The following is a 26,023-nucleotide window of genomic DNA, read 5'->3' as shown; positions in this document are numbered from 1 at the left end:
ACAGGTGTTCAACCCTGTTGAATCCAGGGGGTGTCATAAGGCTATTTTCGCCCTTAAAAATTCAACAAAATATCGCCTTCCCTTAAGAAGACTTTAAGAACTCTCTCAAACTACTCTATAACTACAGGCGTTCTTACCTCTTTTCCATTTCCACTAAGTACCAATTCATAAGAACCCTTGGGCAGATAGGTCTTACCATCATCTGCCGTTTTAAGTTTTACCTTGTTCTTAGACAGGTAGGCCAGCTTCCCTGCTTTTGAAAATGCCACGTCGTAAGACAGGATATTTATGCCCCTGTCTGCCCGCATCTCAAATCCGCTTACCTCGATCCCGTCCAGGGTCTGGATCTTTGCCGTGAAATCTCCTTTCTTCCTGGAGTAGAAGGTAATGTCTATTCCCGGTGTGTTCGGCTCAGCCCAGGCACTCCACTTATGCCCCCAGTAATCTGAATGTTTAAGAGGGGCGATATCGTAGACAAAAAGATCTTCCTCCATCTTCTCCTGTGTCATTTGCTGCAGGGGGCCGATATCCGCTTTGTAAATACTCCTTCCATGGGTGCCTGCCAGCAGGTGTTTCTCCTCGGGCTGAATGACCAGATCGTGGACGGCCACATTCGGTATCCCGTTCTGGAACAGTTCCCATGATGCTCCCCTGTCTAATGAAAGATAAAGCCCGTTGTCTGTCCCGACAAATAGCAAATCCTCATTTACCGGATCTTCCAGGACAACATTCACAGGTGAGGTTGGAAGGCCGGCGCCTATGTTCTTCCAGGTCCTGCCCCTGTCATCGCTGACATACACATAAGGAGTAAAGTCGTCCCACCGGTATCCGTTCAAAGAAGCATAGACGCGATCTTTATCGTGTTTGGAAGCAGCTACCCGGCTCACCCAGAGGTCTTTTGGGAACTGCCCGGAGATCAAGTCCCAGCTGCCGCCCCCATTGTCCGACCTGTAGATGAGTCCGTCATCACTTCCCGTATATAGCAAGCCGAATTTCAGAGGAGACTCCGAAATGGTAGTGAGGGTGCCATAGGCAACATTACCCTCTTTTCCACCCTTGGTAAGATCTCCGGAGATAGCTTCCCAGTCGTCTCCCTGATTCAGGGAACGATGTAGCTTGTTCCCGCCGAAATAGATGATATCCTGGTTGTGTGAGGACAGCAGGATTGGGGTCTGCCAGTTAAAGCGATAGGGTTTCCCCCCCAATTCGTGCTTGGGCTGTATGTTTTTCCTTTTCCCTGAGGAGAGATCGAGGCGGTAGTAGTTGCCGAATTGAAAGCCGGTATATACGATGTTCGGATTTCTTTTATCTATCTGAACCTGCATCCCGTCCCCACCCATGATGGATTTCCAGGAGTATTCTCCGGTCTGATGCCAGCGACTGTTCTCCTCGGCGTTGTGCGGACCCTTCCAGACCCCGTTGTCCTGCAGGCCACCGTAGACATTGTAGGGCTTTTGATGATCGATGTTGATGGCGTAAAACTGCCCCACTTCCGGGGAGTTGTTCTTGATCCAATGCCCCCCGTCGTCATAGGAAATATTGACACCTCCGTCGTTCCCATTGATCAGGTGTCCGGGTCTTACCGGGTTGATCCACAGGGCGTGATGGTCTGCATGCACATTGTCCCCGTCTATGGCTTTGTAAGTCTTGCCACCGTCCGAAGAGGCGATCAGAGGAACCCCGGCCAGGTAGATCTTCTCCGGATTGTTCCTGTCTACCCGGATCTGTGCAAAATAATATCCGTAGCTGTAGAACAGGTTGTCTATAAAATCCTCATTTTGTTTTTTCCAGGTGGCGCCCCCATCATCACTGCGGTAGACCTCCGCCCCGATCACCGGGGTGTCGAACAGGAGTGAGTTGGCATCCTCAAGGTACGCTGCAAGGTCGGCGGGTTTGACCGCACCGCTCCTCACCATTTCCTTCACGTTTTCCGCCCTGTATTTTTCCTGGAAGCCATTCTCTTTCAGAAAGTCGTTCAGGTCATCATCCTTCAGGTCGAGGAATTGCTGTACACTCATTTCTTTAAAATCGTCTTTTTTCAGGCCTTCCTCTTCATCTTCCTCCTCCTGTTTCTTCTCCCTGCGGTACTGGTTGTCGTGAACGGCGTAGACAAGGTTATTGTCAAAGACCGCCAGGCCGATTCGCCCTACCCCGTCGCCAGTTGGGAAACCGCTGTTCGGGCCGCTTACCAGCCTCCAGGTATTCCCGCCATCTGTACTCTTATAGATGCCGGAGCCCTTGCCGTTGCCTTCAAAATTCCAGGCTTTCCGGTCTTTGTCCCAGGCCGCTGCGTACTGAATGTTGAAGTTGACAGGTGATACGGCCAGGTCGATAATCCCCGTCTCGTTGTTTACAAAAAGGGTTCTTTTCCAGGTCTTACCTCCATCTGTGGTCTTGTATACCCCTCTTTCCGTATTTTCAGAATACAGGTGACCTGTAACGCCCACCACTACTTCGTTGACGTTATCAGGGTTGATCAGGATCCGACCTATATGATGGGAATCTGCCAACCCCATATTTTCCCAGGTCTTACCACGGTCTGTAGATTTCAGGAGGCCAATCCCTGCGTAAGATGAACGGGAACTGTTGTTCTCGCCGGTGCCTACCCAGATGGTTCCGCTCTTCCAGTCTACTGCGATATCTCCCACATTCTGGGTAGGAGAATTGTCCAGGACGGGAGTGAAGGAAGTGCCATTATTGGAGGTATGCCAGAGGCCCCCCGAAGCGTAGCCCACATAGAATTCAGTGGGGTCGTTCGGGTTCACGTCTATGTCTACCACACGCCCGCTCATGACGGTCGGACCTATATTCTCAAACGGGATATTTTTGACGAGGGAGTTCGCTTCCATCTTTTCCTTTTGGGACAGTCCATCCATGACCTTTTTTGAGGAGGTAGCCTCAGGCTGGCTGTAGAGGATCATAACTCCGCACAAAGCACCCAGAAAAAGCTTGTATTTCATAGTAAAAAATTTGATTCTTGGAAGGTATGAATTTGACAGAAGTAGGACAAGGGCCACCTGAAAGAATTGACCGCAATTGGTTACATTTGGAAAAATTTGATACCCTGATGAAATATCACCCTATCGACCCTAAGCTCTTTGTAAAAAACCGGGAAAAGTTCATGGCAAAAATGAAGCCCGGGAGCATCGCCATATTCAATTCCAATGATATCTATCCCATAAGTGCAGACAGCACCATGCCCTTCGAGCAGCACCGGGATATTTTCTATCTGAGTGGGGCAGACCAGGAAGAGAGCATCCTCCTGCTTTTTCCAAATGCCTTAAACAAGGAGCAACGGGAGATCCTCTTTGTCAGGGAGACCAATGATCATATCGCGGTCTGGGAAGGGGAAAAATTATCGAAGGAAAAGGCAACTGCCGTAAGTGGGATACAAAACATACAATGGCTGAAAGATTTTGACAAGGTGTTCTTCGACCTGATGACCGAGGCCGATATGGTCTATTTCAATACCAACGAGCACTACCGCCAGTCCGTGGAGACCGAGACCCGGGAAGACCGTTTTATCCGCAGGTGCAAGGAAAAATTCCCCGCCCACAACTGGGCCAAGAGCAACCCTATTTTACAGGAACTCAGAGGAGTGAAGGAACCCCAGGAAATCGCCTTGATGCAGCAAGCCTGTGATATTACCGAAAAAGGGTTCAGGCGTGTCCTCAACTTCACTGCGCCCGGGGTGTGGGAATACGAGATCGAAGCCGAGTTTCTCCACGAATTTATCAGGAACCGTTCTAAAGGGTTCGCATATACGCCTATTATCGCCTCCGGGAACAATGCTAATGTCCTGCATTATGTGGTCAATAACCAGCAATGCAAGGATGGCGATCTCATTCTCCTCGACGTAGGGGCAGAATACGCGAATTACTCTAGCGACATGACGCGTACTATACCCGTCAATGGGAAATTCACTAAAAGGCAAAGGGAAGTTTACGATGCGGTTCTCCGGGTTAAGAATGAAGCCACAAAGATGCTCGTCCCCGGGACCATGTGGGCCGAATACCACAAGGAGGTGGGGAAGATCATGACCTCGGAACTCCTGGGGCTGGGCTTGCTCACCAAGGCCGATGTGCAGAATGAGAGCAAGGACTGGCCGGCCTATAAAAAATACTTCATGCACGGCACCAGTCACCATATAGGTCTGGATACCCATGATTACGGTCCCTTGAAAACCCCCATGAAAGCGAATATGGTCTTTACCGTGGAGCCTGGTATCTACATCCCCGACGAGGGTTTCGGTATCCGCCTGGAAGACGACGTGGTGATACAGGAAAAAGGAGCCCCTCTGAATCTGATGAAGAACATCCCGATCGAAGCCGAAGAGATTGAAGCCATCATGCAATCCAGGGCCTGATCTAAAGGCTTTTAATTTCTTTTTTTAAAGAAGGTTCTTCCATTGGCAACGATTAGGGCAAGGAAGGCAGGCAGTACCCATCCGAGTTGCATATCACTCAGGGGGATGAGTGTATTAACAGCCTTCAGGTCAATTCCCAGGTTAAGGCTCTGGAGGAAATCGGGTATGCTGAAAAGGATCGTCACCCATACCACGCTTTTGAATACGCCCGCTGAGGCCCAGCGTTCAGGCAAGGCATTAAGGATGATGAGGACGATGGTGATCGGATAGATGAACATCAGGGCCGGAAGTGCCACGTCTATGATATACCCTACTTCCAGCTGTCCCATAAGGACCCCGAGGAGACTGCCGATCACGGCGGTGATCACATAGGCCGATTTCGAATCTGAAAATCTGGATCTGACAAAATCCGCTGTACCGGTAACTACCCCAACTGCTGTGGTGAAACAAGCCAGTCCTACGAGAATTGAAAAAAGTCCCCTTCCTACCGGACCTAAGGCAAAAAGACTCATTTGCTGCAGTAGTGCTGTCCTGCTGATATCCGTCTCGAAATCCGATTGCATCAAAGCGGCCGAAAGCATCAACCCTGAATAGACCAGCAGAAGGGTGCCTCCGGCCAGCCATCCGGCATTGGCGATCAGTTTGCGCTTTTCCTCATAAGTTTTGTTGTTTTTGAGGTTGACGGAGACGATGATCACTCCTCCGACCACCACCGCACCTATGGCATCAAAGGTCTGGTAGCCCTCCAAAATGGAATAACTGAAAGGATGTGCAATCAGGGGTTCAACAAACTCAAAGGGTTTTGAAAAGATGATCAAGCCTATGATAGCGAGTAGGATAAGCAAGATGGCAGGGGTCATCAGTTTCCCGATAATGTCCAGAATCTTATTCCGATTGAGGGCAAAGACCAGGACAAGGCCAAAATAAAAGAAACTGGTGGCCAGGGAGCTGACCTCAAAAAAGGGGGCGATGGCCATTTCGTGTGTCACCGATGCCGTCCTAGGGGATGGCAGGCTGATGGAGATCGCATAGACGATATAACAGTAGACCAGACTGAATGCAGGGGAGACCTTAACACCAAAATCGAAGATGGTACCCTGCAATCTGGCATGGGCACGAATTCCCAGAATGGCAATAAACACGGCAGATACGGCAAAGCCCAGGGCCACGAGCCACCAATCGGGCCCCGCCTTAAACCCAAGCATTGGAGGCAGGATAAGATTCCCTGCCCCGAAGAAGAGGGAAAAGAGTGCAAAGGCCGTGACCAGGAGTTCCCGGACTTGTCTCATATAACTAAGATATTGTTGAAAGATAATGGAAAAATCGAGATCCGGAATCACATATTAATCGTAACACTTAAGGGGAGAAAAGATACGTTCATCGAAAAAATGAGAAAAATACCGCAGGGCACTCAATAAATAGTTTAAAGTGAACGTTCCTTTTTAAAATGTTAACGAGAAACCCTGTGATGAATGCTGAAAACTAAAATGTAACAATGCATTGTTGAGGTTCCCCCGACCAGGCCATGCGATTTAATAACCTACTTCATGAAAAAAATATTCTGCCAGATCTTCGGACACCACTACTCCGTGTCCAAGAAAGTGACCCAGCACATCAAGGAATATAAATGCGTCCATTGTGGAAAGGAAGTGACCACGGACGTCAGTGGTAACTTATCCGTCCTCACCCCCGAATTGCAGGACATTAATCATACCCTCGAGATTATCTATAGAAAAAGACATGCAGGTGAACAGCAAGTAGCCTGAATTACCCTTGCCCAAAGGAATTCCATCCCTGGGCCTTTAAGGGTATACTTTCCTCATTCCTGGTAATTAAGTGTGCGCCCCGATCTGCTTCTGTCATATGCCCCACGACAGTAAGATTGGGGTTGCCCTTTATTTTGGGATAATCATCCTGACTGATTGTAAATAACAATTCATAGTCCTCTCCCCCGCTCAGCGCGATCATAGTACTGTCCAATACGAATTCCTCACAGACGGAGATCACCGTGGGATCCAGCGGGATCTTATCTTCAAATACCTGGCACCCTACCTTGCTCTTCTCACACAAATGCAGGATCTCAGAAGACAACCCGTCACTGATGTCGATCATAGAAGTGGGCTTTACCTCAAGGTCTTTCAGCAAGGCTACAATGTCTTTGCGCGCTTCTGGCTTTAACTGCCTTTCCACTATGTAGGAATAAGGCTCCAGGTCCGGCTGGTTATTGGGATTCACCTTAAAGACTTCCTTTTCTCTCTGCAGCACCTTCAACCCCATATAGGCTCCGCCCAGGTCGCCCGTGACGACCAGCAGGTCATTGGGCTGGGCTCCGTTTCGATAGGCCACCTCTTTTTCGGCAGCATGCCCTATGGCGGTCACGGAAATGTACAGTCCCCTGTCTGAGGAGGTGGTATCACCCCCCACGAGGTCTACCTGGTAGATATCGCAGGCCAGCTTGATCCCGGCATAGAGTTCTTCCAGGGCTTCCAGCGGAAAGCGGTTGGAGACGGCGATGGAAACGGTCACCTGGGTAGGGATGCCATTCATAGCGCAGATGTCGCTGAGGTTTACTACAACCGACTTGTACCCGAGGTGTTTCAGGGGCATAAAACTGAGGTCGAAGTGGATGCCTTCGATCAGTTGGTCCGTACTTACCAGGACGGCCTCGTCTCCAAATTTCAGGACCGCTGCATCATCACCTACCCCGTAAAGGGTAGAAGGTTGTTTTGGGGAAAAGGCTTGTGTGAGCCGATCGATCAGGCCAAATTCGCCCAGTTTCTCCAGGGATGTCTTTTGAGGATCTTTGTCTTCCAGCATCCTGCAAAATTAAGGAGGATCTGACAGAAATCGTATCTTTACTTTGAAAAGTACTCGTTCCCAAGTCGGTTTGCTATGAAAAGAACCCTCCTCCTCATTTTATTCATCATTTCTTTTGCCTGCTCAAAAAATGATGACCCTGCACCTGATTTCAATGTTATCAATCCCGTGGATGACCCTCCAGTGGAAGAACCAGTAGATCCGGTTACCAGTTTTGTGCCCTGCGAGAACGGTATGGCCGGAGTATTTCCCTGCGAAGGGTACGATCTGCTGGGCCGATTGGATCTGAGTGCCCTTGGTGCAACGGCGGGGAATGATATCTGGGGGTGGACAGACACTGCAACCTCAAGGGAATTTGCCCTGGTCGGACTTAACAACGGGACGGCCTTTGTAGAGATCACGGATACGGAGAACCTGGTCTACCTCGGCAAACTGCCTACGGCCACCACATCCAGTTCCTGGCGGGATATCAAAGTCTATGGGGATTATGCCTTTATCGGAGCAGAAGCCGGGGGGCACGGGATGCAGGTGTTTGACCTGCGTAACCTGCTTTCGGTCACCAACACGCCTGCCACCTTCACTGCGGATACACGGTACACCGGTTTCGGGAATTCACACAATATCGTCATCAACGAGGCAACCGGCTATGCCTACGGAGTGGGCACCGACCGGGGCGATGCCTATAATGGAGGGGTCCATTTCGTCAACATTCAGGATCCCTTGAATCCAACAGCAGAGGGGGGATATGGCGATAGCGGCTACACCCATGACGCCCAGGTTGTCCTCTACAACGGCCCGGACGCCGATTACACAGGCAGAGAGATCTTTATAGGGGCCAATGAAAATGCCATGGTTGTGGTAGATGTTACCGATAAACAAAACCCTGCCAGCATATCCACCATTTCGTATTCCAATCTGGGCTATACCCATCAGGGATGGTTCACGGAAGATCAGCGTTATTTTATCCTGGGGGACGAACTGGACGAGATCAATTTCGGCTTTAATTCCAGGACCTTGGTCTTTGATCTGGTCGACCTGGATGCCCCTGCTTTGATGACCACTTACACAGGTTCGACCTCTGCCATCGACCACAACGGTTATGTGAAAGGGAATACCTATTATCTGGCCAATTACACCGCCGGTGTTCGAATACTGGACATTACGGACCTGCCTGGCGGGACGATCTCGGAAGTGGGTTATTTTGATACCTTTCCATCCTCCAACAACGCCTCTTTCTCAGGGGTGTGGAGCGTGTATCCTTATTTTGAAAGCGGCAAGATCGTCCTGAATGACATCAATTCCGGATTCTTTGTGATCGCCCCATCTAACTAGCAAGGTCATGTTCAAGAAGACAGGTTTCCTTTTTTTGATCCTGGCTCTGGCTGGGTGTTCCTATGACAGAATGCCCGAGCCGGAGGAAGAGCTTCGGGAGTTCAGAGGGGAGGTAGTCTGGATAAGGTCGTTCGGGGGTTCAGGGGATGATACCCCCCGTTCGGTGGTCGAGACCCTTGATAGAGGATTTGCCGTACTGGGGTATTCCAAAAGCACAGACGGGGATCTCCAGGGGAAGTCGACCCAGGTGAATGATTACTGGCTGCTGAAGACCGATAGGAATGGGGATGCGATATGGTCCAGGACCTACGGGGGATCTATGGACGACCGGGGTCAGGCCGTCATTCAAACCTCAGACGGGGGATTTTCGGTCACAGGTTATTCGATGAGCTCCGATGGGGACGCCAGCAATAATGAAGGCTTTCACGACAACTGGGTACTGAGGCTTGACGGGCTGGGAAACCTGCTTTGGGAACAGAGCTTCGGGTTTTCGGGTCACGACCACAGCTACGATCTGGTGGAGACCCCGGAAGGCGGCCTATTCTTTACCGGATTTTTGGACATTACCTCCGCCCGGGCGGATGGATATACCGAAAAACATGCCTCCCTTACCCGGCACGGAGTAGGAGAATTCTGGGGGACCAAACTGGATTCTGGAGGGGATATCGAATGGAGGTCATATTTTGGCGGGACCAACAATGACCGGGCCCATGCGGTCGCCAGGGCCCATGATGGGGGCTATGTGATGGCCGGGTTTTCGGAAAGCGATGATTTTGACATTTCGGACCCCAGAGGATCCTACGATTTCTGGGTGGTAAAGGTCAGCGAAACAGGGGAACTGGCCTGGCAGCATTCCTATGGCGGTACCGAGATAGACATTGCCAATGATGTGGCACAGACCCGTGACGGGGGATATGTGATCACTGGCAGTACCTTTAGCGCTGACGGGGATGTATCTGCCTCCCACGGCGGCTCGGACGCCTGGGTGATCAAGACAGATGCGCAGGGACAACTCCTGTGGGAACGAACCTATGGGGGCTCAGCCTTCGAAGCAGCTGAAGCCATCTGCCCGACCCTTGACGGCGGGTATGTTATCGTGGGTAACTCAAGGAGCACCGACCAGGACGTCAGCACCAATGCAGGGGAGAACGACCTCTGGATCTTCAAAGTAGACAGCCACGGGCAATTGCTGTGGGAGCAGGCCCTTGGCGGGACGGACCTCGAATTTGGATTTGACGTGTTGGAAACCTCAGACGGGGCGATCATCGTAGTAGGAGAGACTGCAAGCACAGATCTATTCCCTCTTGAGAACAGGGGAGGTACAGACCTTATCATGGTAAGAATAGAATAAGAATCCCACCTTTTACCTATCCGCTTTTTTGCCTTCGATCTTTTCTTGACCTGGAGCATAGAAAAGACTGATCCTCATATATGTTATTATAATGTTAGGATTCGTTTGAACTCCCTGTATTTAGTGTATATTTGTAAACTATTTAGAATAAGTCCAATTAAGATGATCAAAGTATCTGAATCGGCTAAAAAGAAGGTATCCGCCCTCATGACAGAGGAAGGATATGACCTTGCCAAAGACTACGTTCGCGTGGGCGTAAAGAGCGGGGGCTGCAGCGGTTTGTCCTATGAGCTCAGGTTTGACAATCAGATCAACGATACAGACAAGGTCTTTGAGGACAATGACGTGCGTATCCTCGTCGATAAGAAGAGCTTTCTCTACCTGGTGGGAACGGTCCTGGAATATTCAGGCGGCCTCAACGGGAAGGGATTTGTTTTCAACAACCCCAATGCCCAGAGAACCTGCGGCTGCGGAGAGAGTTTTTCCCTTTAATCTGAAGAACACAGAATATGGCTTACACAGAGGAAGAATTAAAGAAAGAACTGGAAACCAAAGAATACGAATACGGTTTCTATACGGATATTGAATCGGACACCTTTCCCAAAGGACTCAATGAAGAGGTCATCATCGCCCTTTCCAAGAAGAAGGAAGAACCCGATTGGATGACGCAGTGGAGGCTGGAAGCCTACCGCGGGTGGAAGGAGATGATAGAACCCGAATGGGCAAACATTCACTACAAAAAACCCGATTTTCAGGATATCAGCTATTATTCAGCTCCCAATAAAAAGCCCAAGTACAACAGCCTGGATGAGGTAGATCCTGAGCTGCTCAACACCTTCAAAAGGTTGGGGATCTCTATTGACGAACAGAAAAAGCTGGCCGGCGTTGCTGTGGATATCGTTATGGATTCTGTTTCCGTGGCCACCACTTTTAAAAAGACCCTGGCTGAGAAAGGCATCATTTTCTGCTCCATCTCCGAAGCCATACAGGAACACCCTGAACTGGTTAAAAAATACATCGGAACCGTGGTTCCCCCCAAAGACAACTTTTACGCGGCCCTGAATTCAGCTGTTTTCTCAGACGGGTCCTTCTGCTATATCCCAAAGGGCGTGAAGTGCCCAATGGAACTCTCCACCTATTTCAGGATCAACCAGGCCGGTACCGGGCAGTTCGAAAGGACCCTGGTGATCGCTGACGAGGGCAGCTACGTGAGTTACCTGGAAGGGTGTACAGCCCCATCGCGGGATGAGAACCAATTGCATGCCGCCGTTGTGGAACTCATCGCTCTTGACGATGCGGAGATCAAATACTCTACCGTCCAGAACTGGTTCCCGGGCGACAAGGAAGGAAAAGGAGGGGTCTATAACTTTGTGACCAAAAGAGGGCTGTGTGAGCGCAATGCCAAGATCTCCTGGACACAGGTGGAGACCGGCTCGGCCATTACCTGGAAGTACCCTTCCTGTATACTCAAAGGGGACAATTCCATCGGGGAATTCTACTCTATCGCCGTGACCAACAATTTCCAGCAGGCCGATACAGGTACCAAGATGATCCACCTGGGGAAGAACACCAGGAGCACCATCATCTCTAAAGGGATCTCGGCAGGGAAATCACAGAACAGTTACCGCGGACTGGTACAGGTGAACAGCAGGGCAGAGAATGCCCGGAACTTCTCCCAGTGCGATTCCCTTTTGATGGGGAATGAATGCGGGGCCCATACCTTTCCGTACATTGAAGCGAAGAACAAGACAGCCCAGATAGAACACGAGGCTACCACGAGCAAGATAGGGGAAGACCAGATCTTTTACTGCAACCAGAGGGGGATAGATACCGAAAAGGCCATCGCCCTTATCGTGAACGGTTTCAGCAAAGAGGTACTGAACAAACTGCCCATGGAATTTGCCGTGGAAGCACAGAAATTGCTGGAGATCAGCCTTGAAGGTTCTGTGGGATAAGAAATCATTGACAAAAGAAGAAAAAGAGAATATCATGTTGAAAATCAAAAATCTGCACGCAGGGGTAGAGGGAAAGAAGATCCTGAAAGGGGTAAACCTGGAAGTAAACCCGGGGGAGATACACGCCATCATGGGACCTAATGGTTCGGGAAAAAGTACCCTGGCCTCTGTGATCGCCGGAAAAGAAGATTTTGAGATCTCCAAAGGCTCTGTGGTCTTTGAAGGGGAAGACCTGGAAGAGGTGGCTCCTGAAGAAAGAGCACACAAAGGCATTTTCCTCTCCTTCCAGTACCCGGTGGAGATCCCAGGGGTTACTGTGACCAACTTTATGAAGACGGCCATAAACGAGTCGCGCAAGGCCCGTGGCCTGGAAGACATGCCGGCCAACGAAATGCTGAAGCGCATCCGTGAGAAATCCGAACTGCTCGACATCGACCGTAAATTCCTCTCCCGTTCCCTGAACGAAGGGTTCTCCGGGGGAGAGAAGAAGAGAAACGAGATCTTTCAGATGGCCATGCTCGAGCCCAAACTGGCCATCCTGGATGAGACTGACTCCGGCCTGGACATTGACGCCCTCCGCATCGTGGCAAATGGGGTAAACAAACTCAGGAACAAGGACAACGCGGTCATCGTGATCACCCACTACCAGCGACTCCTGGAATATATCATCCCCGACTTCGTACACGTGATCCACGATGGGAAGATCGTCAAATCCGGCACCAAGGAACTGGCTCTGGAGTTGGAGGAGAAGGGATACGACTGGATCAAGAAAGAACCCGTAGCCTGAGATTATCATAAGGACTACCCGGAAACGGGGCAAAGAAAACAAGAGAAATGGATCTAAAGGAAAAATTGGTATCGTCCTTCATGGCATTCGAGAACAACGTGGATGTAGACCACCCCGTACACGATATCCGCACGGAGGCGATCAAGAATTTTGAAGCCAAGGGCTTCCCCACAAAAAAGGAGGAGGCCTGGAAATATACATCTCTGAACAGCGTGCTGAAGACAGATTTCAGCATTTTCCCAAAGGAAGAGAACGCCCTGGAATACCACCAGGTAAAGAAGTATTTCCTGCACGAGATCGATACCTATAAGATCGTATTTATAGACGGGATCTACAGTTCCTATCTTTCGGAGACCACCCATGACGGGGTAGACATCTGCCTGATGAGCTCTGCTCTCACCAAGCCCATGTACAAACCAGTCATCGACGTGTATTTCAATAAGGCTGCTTCCAACGATGAATCTCTTACCACCCTGAACACGGCCTTTAGCCGGGAAGGGGCGTATATCTACATCCCAAAGAACAAAGCGCCCAAGAAACCCGTGGAGATCATCCATTTCGCCACCGGGAATGAAGCTTCCCTCATGCTGCAGCCGAGAAACCTGATCATTGCAGAAGAGAATGCTGAGCTGCAGGTCATCGAAAGACACCAGAGCCTGACGGGCAACCCGGTGCTCACCAACAGCGTGACCGAGATCTTCGCGGCAAAGAATGCCATTGTAGACTACTACAAGGTTCAGAATGACAGCGAACAGGCCACCCTCATAGACAATACCTATATCGCCCAAAAAGATAAGAGCGTGGTGAATGTGCATACCTTCTCCTTCGGGGGGAAACTCACCCGCAATAACCTCAACTTCTACCAGCACGGGGAGCACATAGAATCTACCCTCAAGGGGGTGACCATCCTGGGGGAAAAGCAACACGTAGACCACCATACCCTGGTGCACCACCAACAGCCCAATTGCGAAAGCCACCAGGATTACAAAGGGATCTATGGGGAAAAATCAACCGGCGTCTTTAACGGGAAGATCATTGTAGACAAGATCGCCCAGAAGACCAATGCCTTTCAGCAGAACAACAACGTGCTGATCAGCGACCAGGCGACGGTGAACACCAAGCCCCAGTTGGAGATCTTCGCAGACGACGTGAAATGTTCCCACGGCTGTACTATAGGTCAGCTCGATGAGGACGCACTGTTCTACCTGCAGTCGAGGGGCATCCCCAGAAAGGAAGCCACCGGCCTCCTGATGTACGCCTTTGCAAACAATGTACTGGAGAGCGTGCGACTGCCGGAGCTCAAAAAACGCATCAACAAGCTGATCGCCACAAAACTGGGGGTACGGCTTGGATTCGACCTCTAACTTCGAGAATACATTTTCGGGATGACTGAGACACAATTGGATATTGCCAAAATAAGAAAGGACTTCCCTATCCTCACCAGGAAGGTGAACGGGAACCCCCTGGTCTATTTCGACAATGCGGCCACCTCTCAGACACCCAGGCAGGTCATAGACACCATCGTCGAATACTACAGCCGGTACAATGCCAACATCCACCGGGGTGTGCATGCCCTGGCCCAGGAAGCCACGGAGGCCTATGAAGAAGGCCGGAAAAAGATACAGCAGTTCTTCAACGCAGCCCATACCCACGAGATCATCTTTACCTCCGGGACCACCCACAGCATCAACCTGGTGGCCAATGGGTTTACTTCCCTCCTCAAAAAAGGGGATGAGATCCTGGTCTCGGCCATGGAGCACCACAGCAACATCGTGCCCTGGCAAATGCTCTGTGAGCGAACCGGTTCTACCCTGAAAGTAATTCCCATGGATACCGATGGCGTCCTGAAAATGGATGACTACAAGAAATTACTCTCCAGGCGTACCAAACTTGTCGTCTGCAACCACGTCTCCAACGCCCTGGGGACCATCAACCCCATCGAAGAGATCATCCCCCTGGCCCATGCCGTAGGGGCAGCCGTGTTGGTTGACGGGGCTCAATCGTCTCCCCACCTAAAAGTAGACGTGCAAAAGCTGGATGTAGATTTCTACACTGCTTCTGCCCACAAACTCTGCGGGCCCACGGGCATTGGTATGCTGTACGGGAAACAGGACTGGCTCAAAAAATTACCCCCATACCAGGGGGGAGGGGAGATGATCGCCGAGGTGACCTTTGAGAAAACCACCTATGCCGACCTGCCTTATAAATTCGAGGCCGGCACCCCCAACATCTGCGGCGGGATTGCCTTTGGAGCGGCCATCGATTACCTGAACTCAATCGGCCTGGAGGTTATAGACGCGTATGAACACGAACTCCTGGCCTATGCCACGGAAAAGCTCTCCCGTATCGAAGGGATGCAATTCTACGGCACGGCTACGCGAAAGACGGCCGTGATCTCCTTCAATATCAAAGGTATCCACCCCTATGACGTTGGCACCCTGTTAGACAAGATGGGCATCGCCGTACGCACCGGCCATCACTGCGCCCAGCCTGTGATGGACTTCTTCCAGATCCCCGGCACCATACGGGCCAGCTTCAGCTTCTACAATACCAAAGAAGAGGTAGACCGCTTTGTGGAGGCCCTGGTAAAGGCCAGGCAGATGCTGACCTGATCACCCGGCAGAGACCTCCTTGTGAATAAAATGTTAGGATGGGGTAGTTCTGTTGAAAGACAGTAATACTTATCGTATTTTTGCGACAAAACAAACAGGATGAGCAGCATACCCGAGATACAAAATGAGATCGTTGAAGAATTTTCCATGTTCGACGACTGGATGCAGCGGTATGAGTATATGATCGAGCTGGGGAAATCCCTGCCTTTGATCAAAGAGGAATACAAGACAGAGGACCACATCATCAAAGGCTGCCAGAGCAAGGTTTGGGTACACGCCGAACTGGAAGGGGACGAGCTGGTCTTTACCGCAGACAGTGATGCCATCATTACCAAGGGGATCATCGCCATCCTGATCCGGGCGTTCAGTCACCAGAAACCCCAGGACATCATCGATGCCGACACAAAATTCATCGATGAGATCGGGTTGAAGGAGCACCTGTCGCCCACCAGGGCCAACGGCCTGGTCAGCATGATCAAGCAGCTGAAGCTGTACGCCGTGGCCTACCAAACCCAATTAAATTAAGAGCGAGATGAGTAAGACCGCTATAGACACACAGGAACTGGGAGAAAAGATCGTAAGGGTACTGAAGACCATTTACGATCCTGAGATCCCTGTCGACATATATGAACTGGGCCTGATCTACGATGTCTTTGTCAACGAAGACAACGAGGTAAAGATCCTGATGACCCTGACCTCCCCCAATTGCCCTGTGGCAGAAACCCTGCCCGTGGAGGTGGAGGAGAAGGTAAAATCCCTGGACATCGTAAAGGACGCCGAGGTGGAGATCACCTTTGATCCGCCCTGGAGCCAGGACCTGATGAGCGAGGAGGCCAAGCTGGAGCTGGGCCTACTGTAAAATATTTCCATTATTTTCTGACCATGTCCGAAGAGATCGTCAACAGAGTAAGTGCCAGTCCGCTGGTGACCTTTGACCTGGAGGATCATTATCCCAAGGGGAAGCGTATGGTGCTGGATATCAGCCCCTGGCTGATGGAAGGGGTCATCCTGAGGGAAAAGGAATTCCGGGCTGAGGTGGAGGCGCACAACTGGGAGCAGTACGAGGATGCCTTCGTGGCCGTGCACTGTTCTATGGACGCTATCGTGCCCGGCTGGGCCTTTATGCTGGTCACCACCCGTCTCCAACCATTTGCGACTGAGGTGGTGCAGGGAAGCCTGGAATTGCTTGAGACCGTGCTCTACCAGAAAACCCTGGATGCGCTTGACGTATCCCACCTGAAAGACAAACCTGTGATCATCAAGGGGTGTGCGAACAAGCCCGTACCCCCCAACGCCTATATCTGGGCCACCCGAAAACTACAGGGCGTCGCCCGGAGCGTGATGTACGGGGAGGCCTGTTCCTCGGTGCCCTTGTTTAAAAAGAAGAAATAAAAAAATCCCGGCGAGAAGCCGGGATTTTTGCAGGTCTACATTTGCTATGAAATGTTCAATTTCTGATTCCTGGTGTCGATTTGGGGAAATGAACACTAAGAAATAGTTCAGGGTAGGATTTGGGGATAAACACTTACACTTAACTACACTGTAAAAGTAAAAAGAGGAAGGCGGAGCGCCAAATCCGTGTTGTCAATCGCGGGGAATTTGTTGTGTGTCTTACGAAGGGTCAAAAACGTCGGTGAATGACATACCCCAAGCGGACCTTTTTAGTAGGCGTCCAGGTTTTCCGGGTATAAAAAGTTGTTGTAGGGGAAGCGGGTGACGTGGATCTCCCGCACGGCCCGGTAGACCCGTTGCTTGAATTCGTCTAAATTCTCCTTGTTCAGGGCCGAGATAAAAAGGGCGTTCCCGCCCATGCGCTTCATCCAGGTGTTCTCCCATTCGTCTAGGGTCATGTGTCGGGCGGTCTTCTCCGTGGTGAGATCATCCTCCGCGATCACTTCATGTTTGTACAGGTCGATTTTGTTAAAGACCATGATGGTGGCCTTCTCGGCACACCCGATTTCACTCAGCACCTGGTTAACGGAATCTATGTGTTCCTCGAAATTGGGGTGGGAGATATCCACCACGTGCAGGAGGAGGTCTGCTTCCCGTACCTCGTCCAGGGTGCCTTTAAAGCTCTCCACCAATTGGGTTGGCAGCTTACGGATAAACCCTACGGTATCACTCAGAAGAAAAGGTAGGTTCCCGATGACCACCTTGCGCACCGTGGTATCCAGGGTGGCAAAAAGCTTGTTCTCGGCAAAGACGTTGCTCTTGCTGATCACGTTCATAAGGGTGGATTTCCCCACGTTGGTATATCCCACCAGGGCCACCCGCACCAGGGAACCCCGGTTGCCGCGTTGGGTCTCCATCTGCCTGTCTATCTTGGTGAGTTTCTTTTTCAGCAGTGCGATACGGTCCCTCACGATACGGCGGTCTGTTTCTATCTCTGTCTCCCCCGGACCGCGCATCCCGATCCCTCCACGCTGTCTTTCGAGGTGGGTCCAGAGGCCGGTGAGGCGGGGCAGGAGGTATTCGTACTGGGCCAGCTCTACTTGGGTACGGGCATAGCTGGTCTGGGCCCGCTGGGCAAAGATGTCGAGGATCAGCCCGGTGCGGTCCAGGATCTTGCAGCGGAGCTGCTTTTCTATATTGCGCTGCTGCACGGGGGTAAGCTCGTCGTCAAAGATGACGGAGCCTACCTCGTGTTCCTTTACAAAGGTTTCTACTTCTGCCATCTTCCCACTCCCGATAAAGGTCTTGGGGTTGGGCACGTCTATGCGCTGTACATAGCGTTTGATGACTTCCCCTCCCGCGGTATAGGTAAGAAACTCCAGCTCGTCCAGGTATTCAGTGACCTTCTCCTCATCCTGTTCCCGGTTGATGATCCCGATCAGGACGGCCTTTTCATGGTCTATGGTCTTTCTCTCCAGCATGGGTGCAAAATTACGAATTCTGGGGGAGGTAATTATAATATCATTCAGAAAGGAGAAAGTGGTAAATTAGAAGTGAGATAACAGAATTTTCTTTTTTGTGACCAACCAGTAAACAATGCTCGCACTCTTCAGAAAACTCCGCCTGAAACTTCTGGAGGAGAAGGAGCTCAAACCGGAGTTCCGGTCCTTGGCTGCCTGGATCTACTAGAAGCATATGGTAAGTCCGCTCAATATTTATTATGATACCATCGATAATGATTTGATTGTTGAGGGCATGCAAAGATGACCTTAATCCTTCCAGACCCACATCTCATCTTATTTCCTATCTTAGGGAGCACATACCTGACAACCAAACCTTCAAAATGAAAAAATTCACTCTCTTCCTGGTGGTCCTATTGCTGCTGTCATGCAATACAACGCCAAAAGAAAATAAGATTAATCCAGCGGATAAACCAACCACTACTTACAGCGGACCCATCATTGACATGCATATACATGCCTTTGCAGATGGAAATCCCCTGATAGGGTTTGAACATCCCGAAACCCTGAGGGGCGAAGTGTACGAAGGGGTTAAGTCTGCTGCCGAACAGAAGGATAAAACACTGGAAGCCTTTCAAACGCACAAGATTGTTATGGCTGTGGTCACCAATGGCCAATCCTGGGGGGAAGACTTTTCCGGAGAAATCCTGATTGGGGCGGCCAACCGGGACGTAGAATCCCTGAGAAAACAGTTCGAGGAAGGCCACCTTCAGGTGATGGCGGAGATGGCTCCATTTTACGGTGGGGTACTGGCCGATGATCCTTCTCAGATCCCCTACTTTGCCCTGGCCGAGGAGCTGGACATACCCGTGGGATTCCACATTTTTCCCGGAGGACCTAACTATGGCATTCACCTGATGCCCGAAATGCTGGGTGCTATGCGCACCTACAACGCCAATCCCCAGCAACTGGAAGACGTCCTGGTGGCCTTCCCCAATCTTCGACTCTACATTATGCATGGGGGATGGCCTTACGTAGAAGATGTGAAGGCTCTGATGTACGCCCATCCCAACGTGTATGTAGACATCGCTGTGGTGAATTGGATCTTACCTCAGGAAGAGTTCAATAAATACTTAAGAACATTAATTGATGCGGGATTTGGTGACCGCATCATGTACGGCACCGACCAGATGGCATGGCCCCAGGTAATCAGTACAGGCATTGAATCTGTCAATAACGCAGGCTTCCTAACCCTGGAGCAGAAGTCGGCCATCTTCTACGACAATGCAGCCCGATTCCTCAGGCTAACAGAGGAAGAGATCCAAAAACACAAAAGTCGTTAGGGGTTAAATGTCACTCGTGAATACTGATGTATGCTCGCACTCTTCAGAAAATTACGCCTAAAACTGCTGGCTGAAAGCAAATTCAGCAGGTACCTGCTCTATGCCATAGGAGAGATATTCCTGGTGGTGATCGGGATCCTGATCGCTTTGGGGATCAATAACTGGAATGAGAAACGAAAGGAACAGACCTTTGAACTGCAATTGCTCTATTCTTTTAAGGACGGTTTGCAAAAAGACCTCCAGGACCTGGAGGGGAATGTGAGATGGCATAAACGGGGGCTGGCGGCCTCGGATACCATCCTGCTTGCCCTGGAAAATGATATAGATTACGACCTTGAGAAGATCTCCCGCAATTTCTCCGACTTTATGACCCCCACCTTTTTCCGGTATTCCACTAGTGCGTTTGAGACCCTGAAATCCAAAGGCATCACCACCATCTCCAACAAAGAATTGCGGGATGCCATCATAGGCGTTTACGATTCCCAGTACAATTTCTTCCTGGTAAATGAACGGTATTTTGTGGATGAGCTGGAAAGGGGCTATGCCGAGGTCTTTCCCACAAGGTTTGAGTCGGCCTACGACTACGACCTCACCCAGCCTGATTTCCCGGGAAGCCTGAAGCCACTGAATTTTGAGGCCCTGAAGACCGATAAGGAGATGTTGTATTATATACGATCGACGCGAAACAGGACCAAAATCCTGTTGGATTGGCAATACGCCCAGCTCAAGAGCAGGATTGTAGGATTGATGTCGCAAATCGACAGTGAAATTGAACACCTGGAAACTAAATGATCACCTTTTTAAGAAAGATCAGACGAAAACTCATGACCGAGAATAAGATCAGCAGGTATCTGCTCTATGCCATAGGCGAGATATTCCTGGTGGTGATCGGGATTCTGATCGCCCTGGGGATCAATAACTGGAATGAGAATCAAAAACTTCGTGATCAAGAGATTACATACCTTATGAATTTAAGGGATGATCTGACTGCTCAAATAAATATGCTGGACGTCTATATTGATTACGAAAGTATTATAATCAACCATGCCAATGAAGTCATTAAACATTATGAATCAAATAATGGCTTTTATGACATGGACAGTATCCTTCCAAAGTTGAATGATCTCTCAACGCGATGGACGTTTACCAATGCGAATACGACCCTTTCTCAAATGCTTAATTCTAATCAAATCAATATAATCCAAAATATAAATTTGAAAGATGAGCTAATAACCTATAACCAACAAATTGAATTATTTGCGATGAACACAAACATCAATAATACCAATCTTGTTGACAATTTAACTACTCATACATTTATTGATTATGGAGGTTTTGCATCCTACGGAAACTCCAAAAGGATGGTGGAAAAATTCAATGATTTTTATCCATTCCAAAACAAAATAGTGGATGATGAGGAACTAAAGAATACAATAATTCAAATACTGAACGAACCCACTAACAAGCTTAGACTTATTAACAAGGTTGCTTATAGAAATACGTTGGCTTCTTTACAAAAGTCTGGAAATGAAAGTCTGAAACAGAGGTCCTTAGAAATATTGAATATGGTTAAGGAAGAAATAGACTCCCATAAGTAGTTATGAAAACAGAATATTGGCTATTGGTAAGCCCTTATCCCGGTTTTCTCATGAAAAGATCGCGCAAATGTCTGTTAGAAGTTACTTGCTAGGTCCAAGAATTATCCATACAAATATCCAAAGCCGGAACCATATGCCGCGGAAATAAACATGCAGGAACGGGTGAAATATTGGGTATTACTATTATTAATAATACCGGTCTCGGCTGCCTCTCAGCGCGTACAGGGCAATTACGAACTCTGCGAAGAAGGTGGGATACACACCCATAGGATTCAACTTCTCGATTCATCACGTTTCATCAAGTCTTCAAGCGTCTTTCTTGCACATGGGTCCTTTTTTGAAAAAGGATACTATGAGGATAAAAGAGATACCCTGATATTACATTATGAACCTTATGGCCGGCCCAAACCCTGGTTTGAGATTGAAAGAAAGGAACATTGCGGGAGCCCAGGAAACAAAAAACCGAAGGAGGAGGGAAGTTATCTGACCTTATCCCTGGAGCTTTATGACGAGGAAAGACAGCCTATCGAATCCTATGGGTCATTTGTCAATCTTTATGCGAAGGATTCTTTAATTGGCAGCGTGGGAACAGACAAAATGGGCAGGATACGGTACTCATCTTCTGACGATTTGATTGACCGCTTAGAAATAAGTTCATTTGGTTACGGCCGACTCGATATCGATTTACAACCCTTCAGGGGTTATGTTTCCAAAGTAAATATCTTTTTACCTCAGGAAACCCATGACATCTATGGAGAATCTTCCCGGACTGAGAAATACCTGTGGAGGGTACGTGGTAAGCATCTGAGGCATGTCAGTGAAAATGGCGAATTTGGGGAGGAGTATATCAAAAGTGAACATAAGAAATACAGAGCAAGTGAGAACTGAGCCAAAATCATGACCGAAAAACAAAAAATGCTGGCCGGGCAGGCCTATGATTCCCGGGATCCCGAATTGCTCCGGGCCTACCACCGGGCGCGGAAGCTGTTGCAGCAGTACAACACCCTGGATTCAGAAAATCTCGCCGAGCGAAACCGTATCTTGGGCGAGCTATTTCAACAAAAGGGTTCGGGGGTCTGGATAGAAGCCCCCTTTTTCTGCGATTACGGGGAGCATATCTCCATCGGGGACAACACCTTTGTGAATACCAACTGCATTTTTCTGGACAATAACAAGATCAGCATTGGGAAGAATGGCCTGATAGCCCCCTATGTACAGATCTATACGGCCTCCCACCCGTTGAATGCTTCGGACCGCATTATCGGCAAGGGGACGGACACCCGCTACCTCACTTCTACCAGACCCGTGAGTATAGGGGACAATGTCTGGATAGGGGGGAATACGGTCATTTTTCCTGGGGTCACAATAGGCGACAATGTCACCATAGGGGCGGGGAGTGTGGTCACCAAAGACATCCCTGATAATGTTTTAGCCTACGGGAATCCGTGTCAGGTGGTGCGGAAACTTTAGAAGAATTCAATGGTTGTCACGGATTCATTTACACACGATGGGGTTTTGGGGCTGCGGTTTGGCTATTCAATTCCGGGCATGCCCACCCTGTTCGTATACCAGTATTTTGTGGACGGCCTGCTGATAGATACGGGCCAGCGGAAAGCACAAAAGCGGATCTTACAGGCAAATGAGAACCTTGAGGTAGAGCAGTTGTTTATCACCCATTTCCACGAAGACCACAGCGGGAATATCAAAGCCCTGCAGGAGCTGCATGGTTGCGAGGCATATGCCTCCACGGAGACCTGCCGCATCATGAAGGACCCTCCCCGGATCAGTTTTGTGCAACAGTGGCTGTGGGGCAAGCGGGAGGCCTGTGCCACCCTGGTGCCGGTAGAGGGCGTTATCAAAACGAGTGGGCATACCTTTGAGCTGATCCCCATCCCGGGCCATGCCCCGGACATGGTGGCCCTGTATGAACCCGATAAAAAATGGCTGTTCTCTGCGGATCTGTTTGTCAACACCTATATTGGGTATTTCCTCCCGGACGAGTCGGTCTGGCAGCAGATGGAGTCCATTAAAAAAGTGCTGCAACTGGATTTTAACATCCTCTTCTGCTCCCATAAGCCCCAGCTGACAGAGGGGAGGGAGGCCTTGCAGAAAAAGCTGGATTTTTTGTCTACCTTTTTTGAGCAGGTAGCCGCCCAGCATGCCAGAGGCTATTCGGAAAAAGAGATTTTTAAGAACTTAGGCCTAAAGGAAAACCGCATGGTAAAATGGCTCTCAGGGAAACACCTGTCCAAAATGAATATGGTCCGGTCAGTGATCCGGGATATTGAAGAAAGAGAGATTAAAAAGAAAAAAAATGAAGTTTAGAAAAGCGATAAAAGATGATCTTCCGGCCATTGTGGCCATGTTGGCCGATGACCCCCTGGGGATGGCCCGGGAGGATTATCGTGAGCCTTTGCCGGAATCTTATGTCCGGGCTTTTCAGGCCATAGATGTGGATCCCAACCAGGAACTCATCGTCCTGGAGAACGAAGAAGGGGAGGTCATCGGGACCCTCCAGCTGAGTTTCCTGCAATACCTTACCTACCGGGGAGGGGTCAGGGCCCAGATCGAAGCCGTGCGTATCCGGAAGGACCAGAGGGGGGAAGGCATCGGCAGGAAGATGTTCACCTGGGCCATCGATCGGGCCAGGGAGCGGAAGGCCCATGTACTCCAGTTGACCACGGACAAAAAAAGACCGGAGGCCATTGCTTTTTACGAGGCCCTGGGCTTTACCGCCACCCATGAGGGGATGAAAATGCACCTCACCTGAATTACAACACCGCTATGAAGGATACTCAAAAACTCCTGCTGATCAAGATCCTGCACACCCTGATCTGGGCCCTGTTTGTCGGGGTTATTTTTTACATCCTGTATTCCGGGATCACGGGTCGGATCACGACGTTTACCTGGATCGGGATGGGGATCATCGTTGGGGAAGGACTTGTCCTGCTCCTGTTTAAAATGTTCTGTCCCCTGACCGTCCTCGCCAGAAAATATTCCGACTCCGACAGGCATAATTTTGACATCTTCCTCCCGGAGTGGCTGGCCAAACACAACAAACTGATCTTTACCAGCCTTTTCCTCCTGGGCGTGGTCCTGGTGCTTTACCACCGGTTTGCCTAAGCCAGTAGCCAGGGCCGGTTGCAACAGTTGATTTCGTATTTTGGGAATCAAACGCTGAGATATGGCTTTTACCTTCTTTCCCGGAAAACGACAGGAAGACGTTTGCACCATCGCCTTCTACAACCTGGAAAACCTCTTTGATACCCGGAATGATCCCCGTAAGCTGGACGATGATTTTACCCCCAAAGGGTTTAAGAAGTGGACGCCCAAACGCTACCGCAACAAGCTGAGGAAACTCTCCCGAACCATCTCCCGCCTTGGCGGAAAGACCAGTTCACACCCCCCTGTCCTGGTGGGCCTGGCTGAACTGGAGAACAAGAAGGTGATCCACGACCTGCTGGGCATGCCGGCCCTGAGGAAAAAGGGGTATCGCTTTGTGCATTACGATTCCCCGGATGAAAGGGGCATAGATACGGCCCTGCTCTACCACCCGGCCCATTTCTCAGTCACCTCCTCCAAAAGGATCCCACTATATGTGGACAACACGGACGGAAAGCGGGATGCCACCCGCGACATCCTCTATGTGCGGGGCGATCTGCACGGGGAAGACCTTCATGTCTTTGTGAACCACTGGCCCTCCCGCAGGGATGGGGAAACCATTACGGCCTACAAGCGGCTGGAAGCTGCCAATACCATTTTGAAGGAAATGAAGAAGATCGAAAAGGACATTCGATCTCCTAACTACATCATCATGGGAGATTTCAACGACGGGCCCACCGATAAGAGCATCATGCATCTGGTAGCGGAGGCCGACCTGCACAATCCTATGGGGAGCCTACATACAGCTAACAGCGGAAGTGCCAATTACAGGAACCGCTGGTCCCTCTTTGACCAGATCCTGTTGTCAAAGACATTTTTTAACCATTCTGCCGGCCACCACAGCTTTGCCCATGCCGGGATCTTCGACGATCACCTCCTGAAAGAATGGCACGGGAGGTACAGGGGCATCCCGTTCCGGACCTATGTGGGAAAAAAATACCTGGGCGGGCACAGCGACCATTTTCCGGTGTACGTACAGTTGAGGTACAGTAAAAAAGTGGGGTGATCTATACTTTTAGCACTTCCTCTTCCTCAAGTAGGGGTTCATTTTTAAGCCTGAGAATGACCTGGGCCACCGTAATCACATCTCGTTCGCAGTATTCGATGATGCGGTCCAGGTTGTTGTCTTCGTAATATACCTGTCGTACCATGCTCCCGTCTATGTCTTCCTTGGGGGAGGGGATACCCAGCACATGGGTCAGCAATTTTAAGGAGGTGTAGTGCTTGTAATCCCCGAATTTCCAGAGTTCCATAGTGTCCAGGTGGGGGACTTCCCAGGGTTTTTTCCCAAAGAGATTGAGCTTATCGGGCAGGGGAATGTGGTGTACGATCATCCTGCGGGCGATATAGGGAAAGTCGAATTCCTTCCCGTTATGCGCACAGAGCAGGAATTTTTGAGGCCTGAAATGGGTGGTGAGCAGGTTGCGGAATTCCTGCAGGAGTTTTTTCTCCTCCCCGTGAAAAGTGGTGACCCGGAATTGCCTCCGGCTTCCTTTAAAGTGGAAGTAGCCCACCGAAATGCAGATGATCTTGCCGAATTCGGCCCAAATCCCCGCATTTTCGTAATACTCCTCTGCGGAGATCCCTTCACCCCGTTTGTATTGGGATTTCTGGTCCCAGAGGGCTTGCCTCACCTCGTCCAGCTCGGTGAAAGAGGCGCTCTCCGGTACCGTCTCTATATCGAGGAAGAGGATGTCTTCAAGGGATACTTTGTTCAACATGATCCGATGTTTTCAAGAATTTAAACATAGATGATCTACGAGATATTCAAGATAGTAAGAAATGTAATTCCGATTGCCCGACACTATACAAAGAGAGGTCATTTCACCGAATCTTCCCTTCAGAAAC

The 26,023-nt window shown here is 50.0% G+C and carries 26 protein-coding genes; 21 read left to right on the top strand and 5 right to left on the bottom strand.

Translation table 11 applies throughout. The features are described from left to right. Positions 1–110 precede the first annotated feature (110 nt). Complete coding sequence (locus tag IEV19_RS07630; protein WP_188370060.1) at positions 111–2,960, bottom strand: WD40/YVTN/BNR-like repeat-containing protein; 2,850 nt, start codon at positions 2,958–2,960, stop codon at positions 111–113. A 107-nt stretch (positions 2,961–3,067) separates the two neighbouring features. On the opposite strand from IEV19_RS07630, the gene IEV19_RS07625 reads away from it, so the two are divergent. Then, positions 3,068–4,366: an aminopeptidase P family protein gene (locus IEV19_RS07625; protein ID WP_188370059.1), complete on the top strand. Its 1,299-nt coding sequence runs from the start codon at positions 3,068–3,070 to the stop codon at positions 4,364–4,366. Positions 4,367–4,377: 11 nt separating this feature from the next. On the opposite strand, the gene IEV19_RS07620 is transcribed toward IEV19_RS07625, so the two are convergent. Continuing rightward, a complete protein-coding gene (locus IEV19_RS07620; RefSeq protein ID WP_188370058.1) occupies positions 4,378–5,655 on the bottom strand; it encodes a branched-chain amino acid transport system II carrier protein in 1,278 nt (425 codons plus the stop codon). Positions 5,656–5,913: 258 nt separating this feature from the next. Between IEV19_RS07620 and IEV19_RS07615 the strand changes: the two genes are divergently transcribed. Further along, the gene (locus IEV19_RS07615) at positions 5,914–6,132 is read left to right on the top strand and encodes a DUF1660 family phage protein (RefSeq protein WP_163691879.1); all 219 of its coding nucleotides are present in this window, start codon (positions 5,914–5,916) and stop codon (positions 6,130–6,132) included. 1 nt (position 6,133) lies between these two features. On the opposite strand, the gene thiL is transcribed toward IEV19_RS07615, so the two are convergent. Then, entirely contained in the window at positions 6,134–7,183 is a 1,050-nt protein-coding gene (thiL, locus tag IEV19_RS07610) for a thiamine-phosphate kinase (protein ID WP_188370057.1), read from the bottom strand. Positions 7,184–7,258: 75 nt separating this feature from the next. Between thiL and IEV19_RS07605 the strand changes: the two genes are divergently transcribed. The 10 genes from IEV19_RS07605 to IEV19_RS07560 all read left to right on the top strand — a co-directional run bounded on the left by IEV19_RS07605 (position 7,259) and on the right by IEV19_RS07560 (position 16,612). Continuing rightward, a complete protein-coding gene (locus tag IEV19_RS07605; RefSeq protein ID WP_188370056.1) occupies positions 7,259–8,515 on the top strand; it encodes a choice-of-anchor B family protein in 1,257 nt (418 codons plus the stop codon). A gap of 7 nt (positions 8,516–8,522) precedes the next feature. Continuing rightward, a complete protein-coding gene (locus tag IEV19_RS07600) occupies positions 8,523–9,866 on the top strand; it encodes a hypothetical protein (protein ID WP_188370055.1) in 1,344 nt (447 codons plus the stop codon). Positions 9,867–10,028: 162 nt separating this feature from the next. Beyond that, positions 10,029–10,358: a HesB/IscA family protein gene (locus IEV19_RS07595; RefSeq protein WP_188370054.1), complete on the top strand. Its 330-nt coding sequence runs from the start codon at positions 10,029–10,031 to the stop codon at positions 10,356–10,358. A gap of 17 nt (positions 10,359–10,375) precedes the next feature. After that, positions 10,376–11,821, top strand: coding sequence for a Fe-S cluster assembly protein SufB (sufB, locus tag IEV19_RS07590; RefSeq protein WP_188370053.1), 1,446 nt, complete (start codon positions 10,376–10,378; stop codon positions 11,819–11,821). Positions 11,822–11,855: 34 nt separating this feature from the next. After that, positions 11,856–12,608 (top strand): Fe-S cluster assembly ATPase SufC, encoded by a 753-nt coding sequence (sufC, locus tag IEV19_RS07585; RefSeq protein ID WP_188370052.1) that lies wholly within the window; start codon positions 11,856–11,858, stop codon positions 12,606–12,608. Between the two features lie 47 nt (positions 12,609–12,655). Then, positions 12,656–13,972, top strand: a complete 1,317-nt coding sequence (sufD, locus tag IEV19_RS07580) for a Fe-S cluster assembly protein SufD (RefSeq protein WP_188370051.1) — start codon at positions 12,656–12,658, stop codon at positions 13,970–13,972. Positions 13,973–13,993: 21 nt separating this feature from the next. Then, positions 13,994–15,220 (top strand): aminotransferase class V-fold PLP-dependent enzyme, encoded by a 1,227-nt coding sequence (locus tag IEV19_RS07575; protein WP_308418528.1) that lies wholly within the window; start codon positions 13,994–13,996, stop codon positions 15,218–15,220. Between the two features lie 99 nt (positions 15,221–15,319). Next, positions 15,320–15,745 carry a SufE family protein gene (locus IEV19_RS07570; RefSeq protein ID WP_188370050.1) on the top strand — a complete coding sequence of 142 codons (426 nt, stop codon included), beginning with the start codon at positions 15,320–15,322 and terminating at the stop codon, positions 15,743–15,745. Between the two features lie 7 nt (positions 15,746–15,752). Continuing rightward, positions 15,753–16,079, top strand: coding sequence for a DUF59 domain-containing protein (locus tag IEV19_RS07565; RefSeq protein ID WP_188370049.1), 327 nt, complete (start codon positions 15,753–15,755; stop codon positions 16,077–16,079). Positions 16,080–16,102: 23 nt separating this feature from the next. After that, on the top strand, positions 16,103–16,612 hold the full coding sequence (locus IEV19_RS07560) for a DUF2480 family protein (RefSeq protein ID WP_188370048.1): 510 nt from the start codon (positions 16,103–16,105) through the stop codon (positions 16,610–16,612). Between the two features lie 269 nt (positions 16,613–16,881). Here IEV19_RS07560 and hflX read toward each other — a convergent pair whose 3' ends face one another. After that, positions 16,882–18,093, bottom strand: coding sequence for a GTPase HflX (hflX, locus tag IEV19_RS07555; protein ID WP_188370047.1), 1,212 nt, complete (start codon positions 18,091–18,093; stop codon positions 16,882–16,884). A gap of 362 nt (positions 18,094–18,455) precedes the next feature. Here hflX and IEV19_RS07550 point away from each other — a divergent pair, with 362 nt between their 5' ends. From IEV19_RS07550 to IEV19_RS07510, 9 genes are all read left to right on the top strand, one after another. Further along, positions 18,456–19,415 (top strand): amidohydrolase family protein, encoded by a 960-nt coding sequence (locus IEV19_RS07550; protein ID WP_188370046.1) that lies wholly within the window; start codon positions 18,456–18,458, stop codon positions 19,413–19,415. Between the two features lie 30 nt (positions 19,416–19,445). After that, the gene (locus IEV19_RS07545) at positions 19,446–20,207 is read left to right on the top strand and encodes a DUF6090 family protein (RefSeq protein WP_188370045.1); all 762 of its coding nucleotides are present in this window, start codon (positions 19,446–19,448) and stop codon (positions 20,205–20,207) included. 32 nt (positions 20,208–20,239) lie between these two features. Further along, positions 20,240–21,013: a DUF6090 family protein gene (locus tag IEV19_RS07540; protein ID WP_188370044.1), complete on the top strand. Its 774-nt coding sequence runs from the start codon at positions 20,240–20,242 to the stop codon at positions 21,011–21,013. A gap of 162 nt (positions 21,014–21,175) precedes the next feature. Continuing rightward, entirely contained in the window at positions 21,176–21,901 is a 726-nt protein-coding gene (locus IEV19_RS07535; protein WP_188370043.1) for a hypothetical protein, read from the top strand. Positions 21,902–21,910: 9 nt separating this feature from the next. Beyond that, a complete protein-coding gene (locus IEV19_RS07530) occupies positions 21,911–22,483 on the top strand; it encodes a sugar O-acetyltransferase (RefSeq protein ID WP_188370042.1) in 573 nt (190 codons plus the stop codon). 9 nt (positions 22,484–22,492) lie between these two features. After that, positions 22,493–23,338, top strand: coding sequence for an MBL fold metallo-hydrolase (locus IEV19_RS07525; protein WP_188370041.1), 846 nt, complete (start codon positions 22,493–22,495; stop codon positions 23,336–23,338). Continuing rightward, positions 23,328–23,783 (top strand): GNAT family N-acetyltransferase, encoded by a 456-nt coding sequence (locus IEV19_RS07520; RefSeq protein WP_188370040.1) that lies wholly within the window; start codon positions 23,328–23,330, stop codon positions 23,781–23,783. The genes IEV19_RS07525 and IEV19_RS07520 overlap by 11 nt, the downstream gene beginning before the upstream one ends. Positions 23,784–23,797: 14 nt before the next feature. Continuing rightward, positions 23,798–24,136 (top strand): hypothetical protein, encoded by a 339-nt coding sequence (locus IEV19_RS07515; RefSeq protein WP_188370039.1) that lies wholly within the window; start codon positions 23,798–23,800, stop codon positions 24,134–24,136. A gap of 61 nt (positions 24,137–24,197) precedes the next feature. Further along, positions 24,198–25,181, top strand: coding sequence for an endonuclease/exonuclease/phosphatase family protein (locus tag IEV19_RS07510; protein ID WP_188370038.1), 984 nt, complete (start codon positions 24,198–24,200; stop codon positions 25,179–25,181). Between the two features lies 1 nt (position 25,182). On the opposite strand, the gene IEV19_RS07505 is transcribed toward IEV19_RS07510, so the two are convergent. Beyond that, on the bottom strand, positions 25,183–25,896 hold the full coding sequence (locus tag IEV19_RS07505) for a 3'-5' exonuclease (RefSeq protein ID WP_188370037.1): 714 nt from the start codon (positions 25,894–25,896) through the stop codon (positions 25,183–25,185). Between the last annotated feature and the right edge of the window lie 127 nt (positions 25,897–26,023).

Origin of the sequence: Muriicola marianensis, from assembly GCF_014638095.1 — a bacterium.
In the GTDB taxonomy this organism is placed as follows: domain Bacteria; phylum Bacteroidota; class Bacteroidia; order Flavobacteriales; family Flavobacteriaceae; genus Muriicola; species Muriicola marianensis.
Note: the sequence above shows the minus strand (reverse complement) of the source record. Positions and strands in the feature narration are given on the sequence as shown.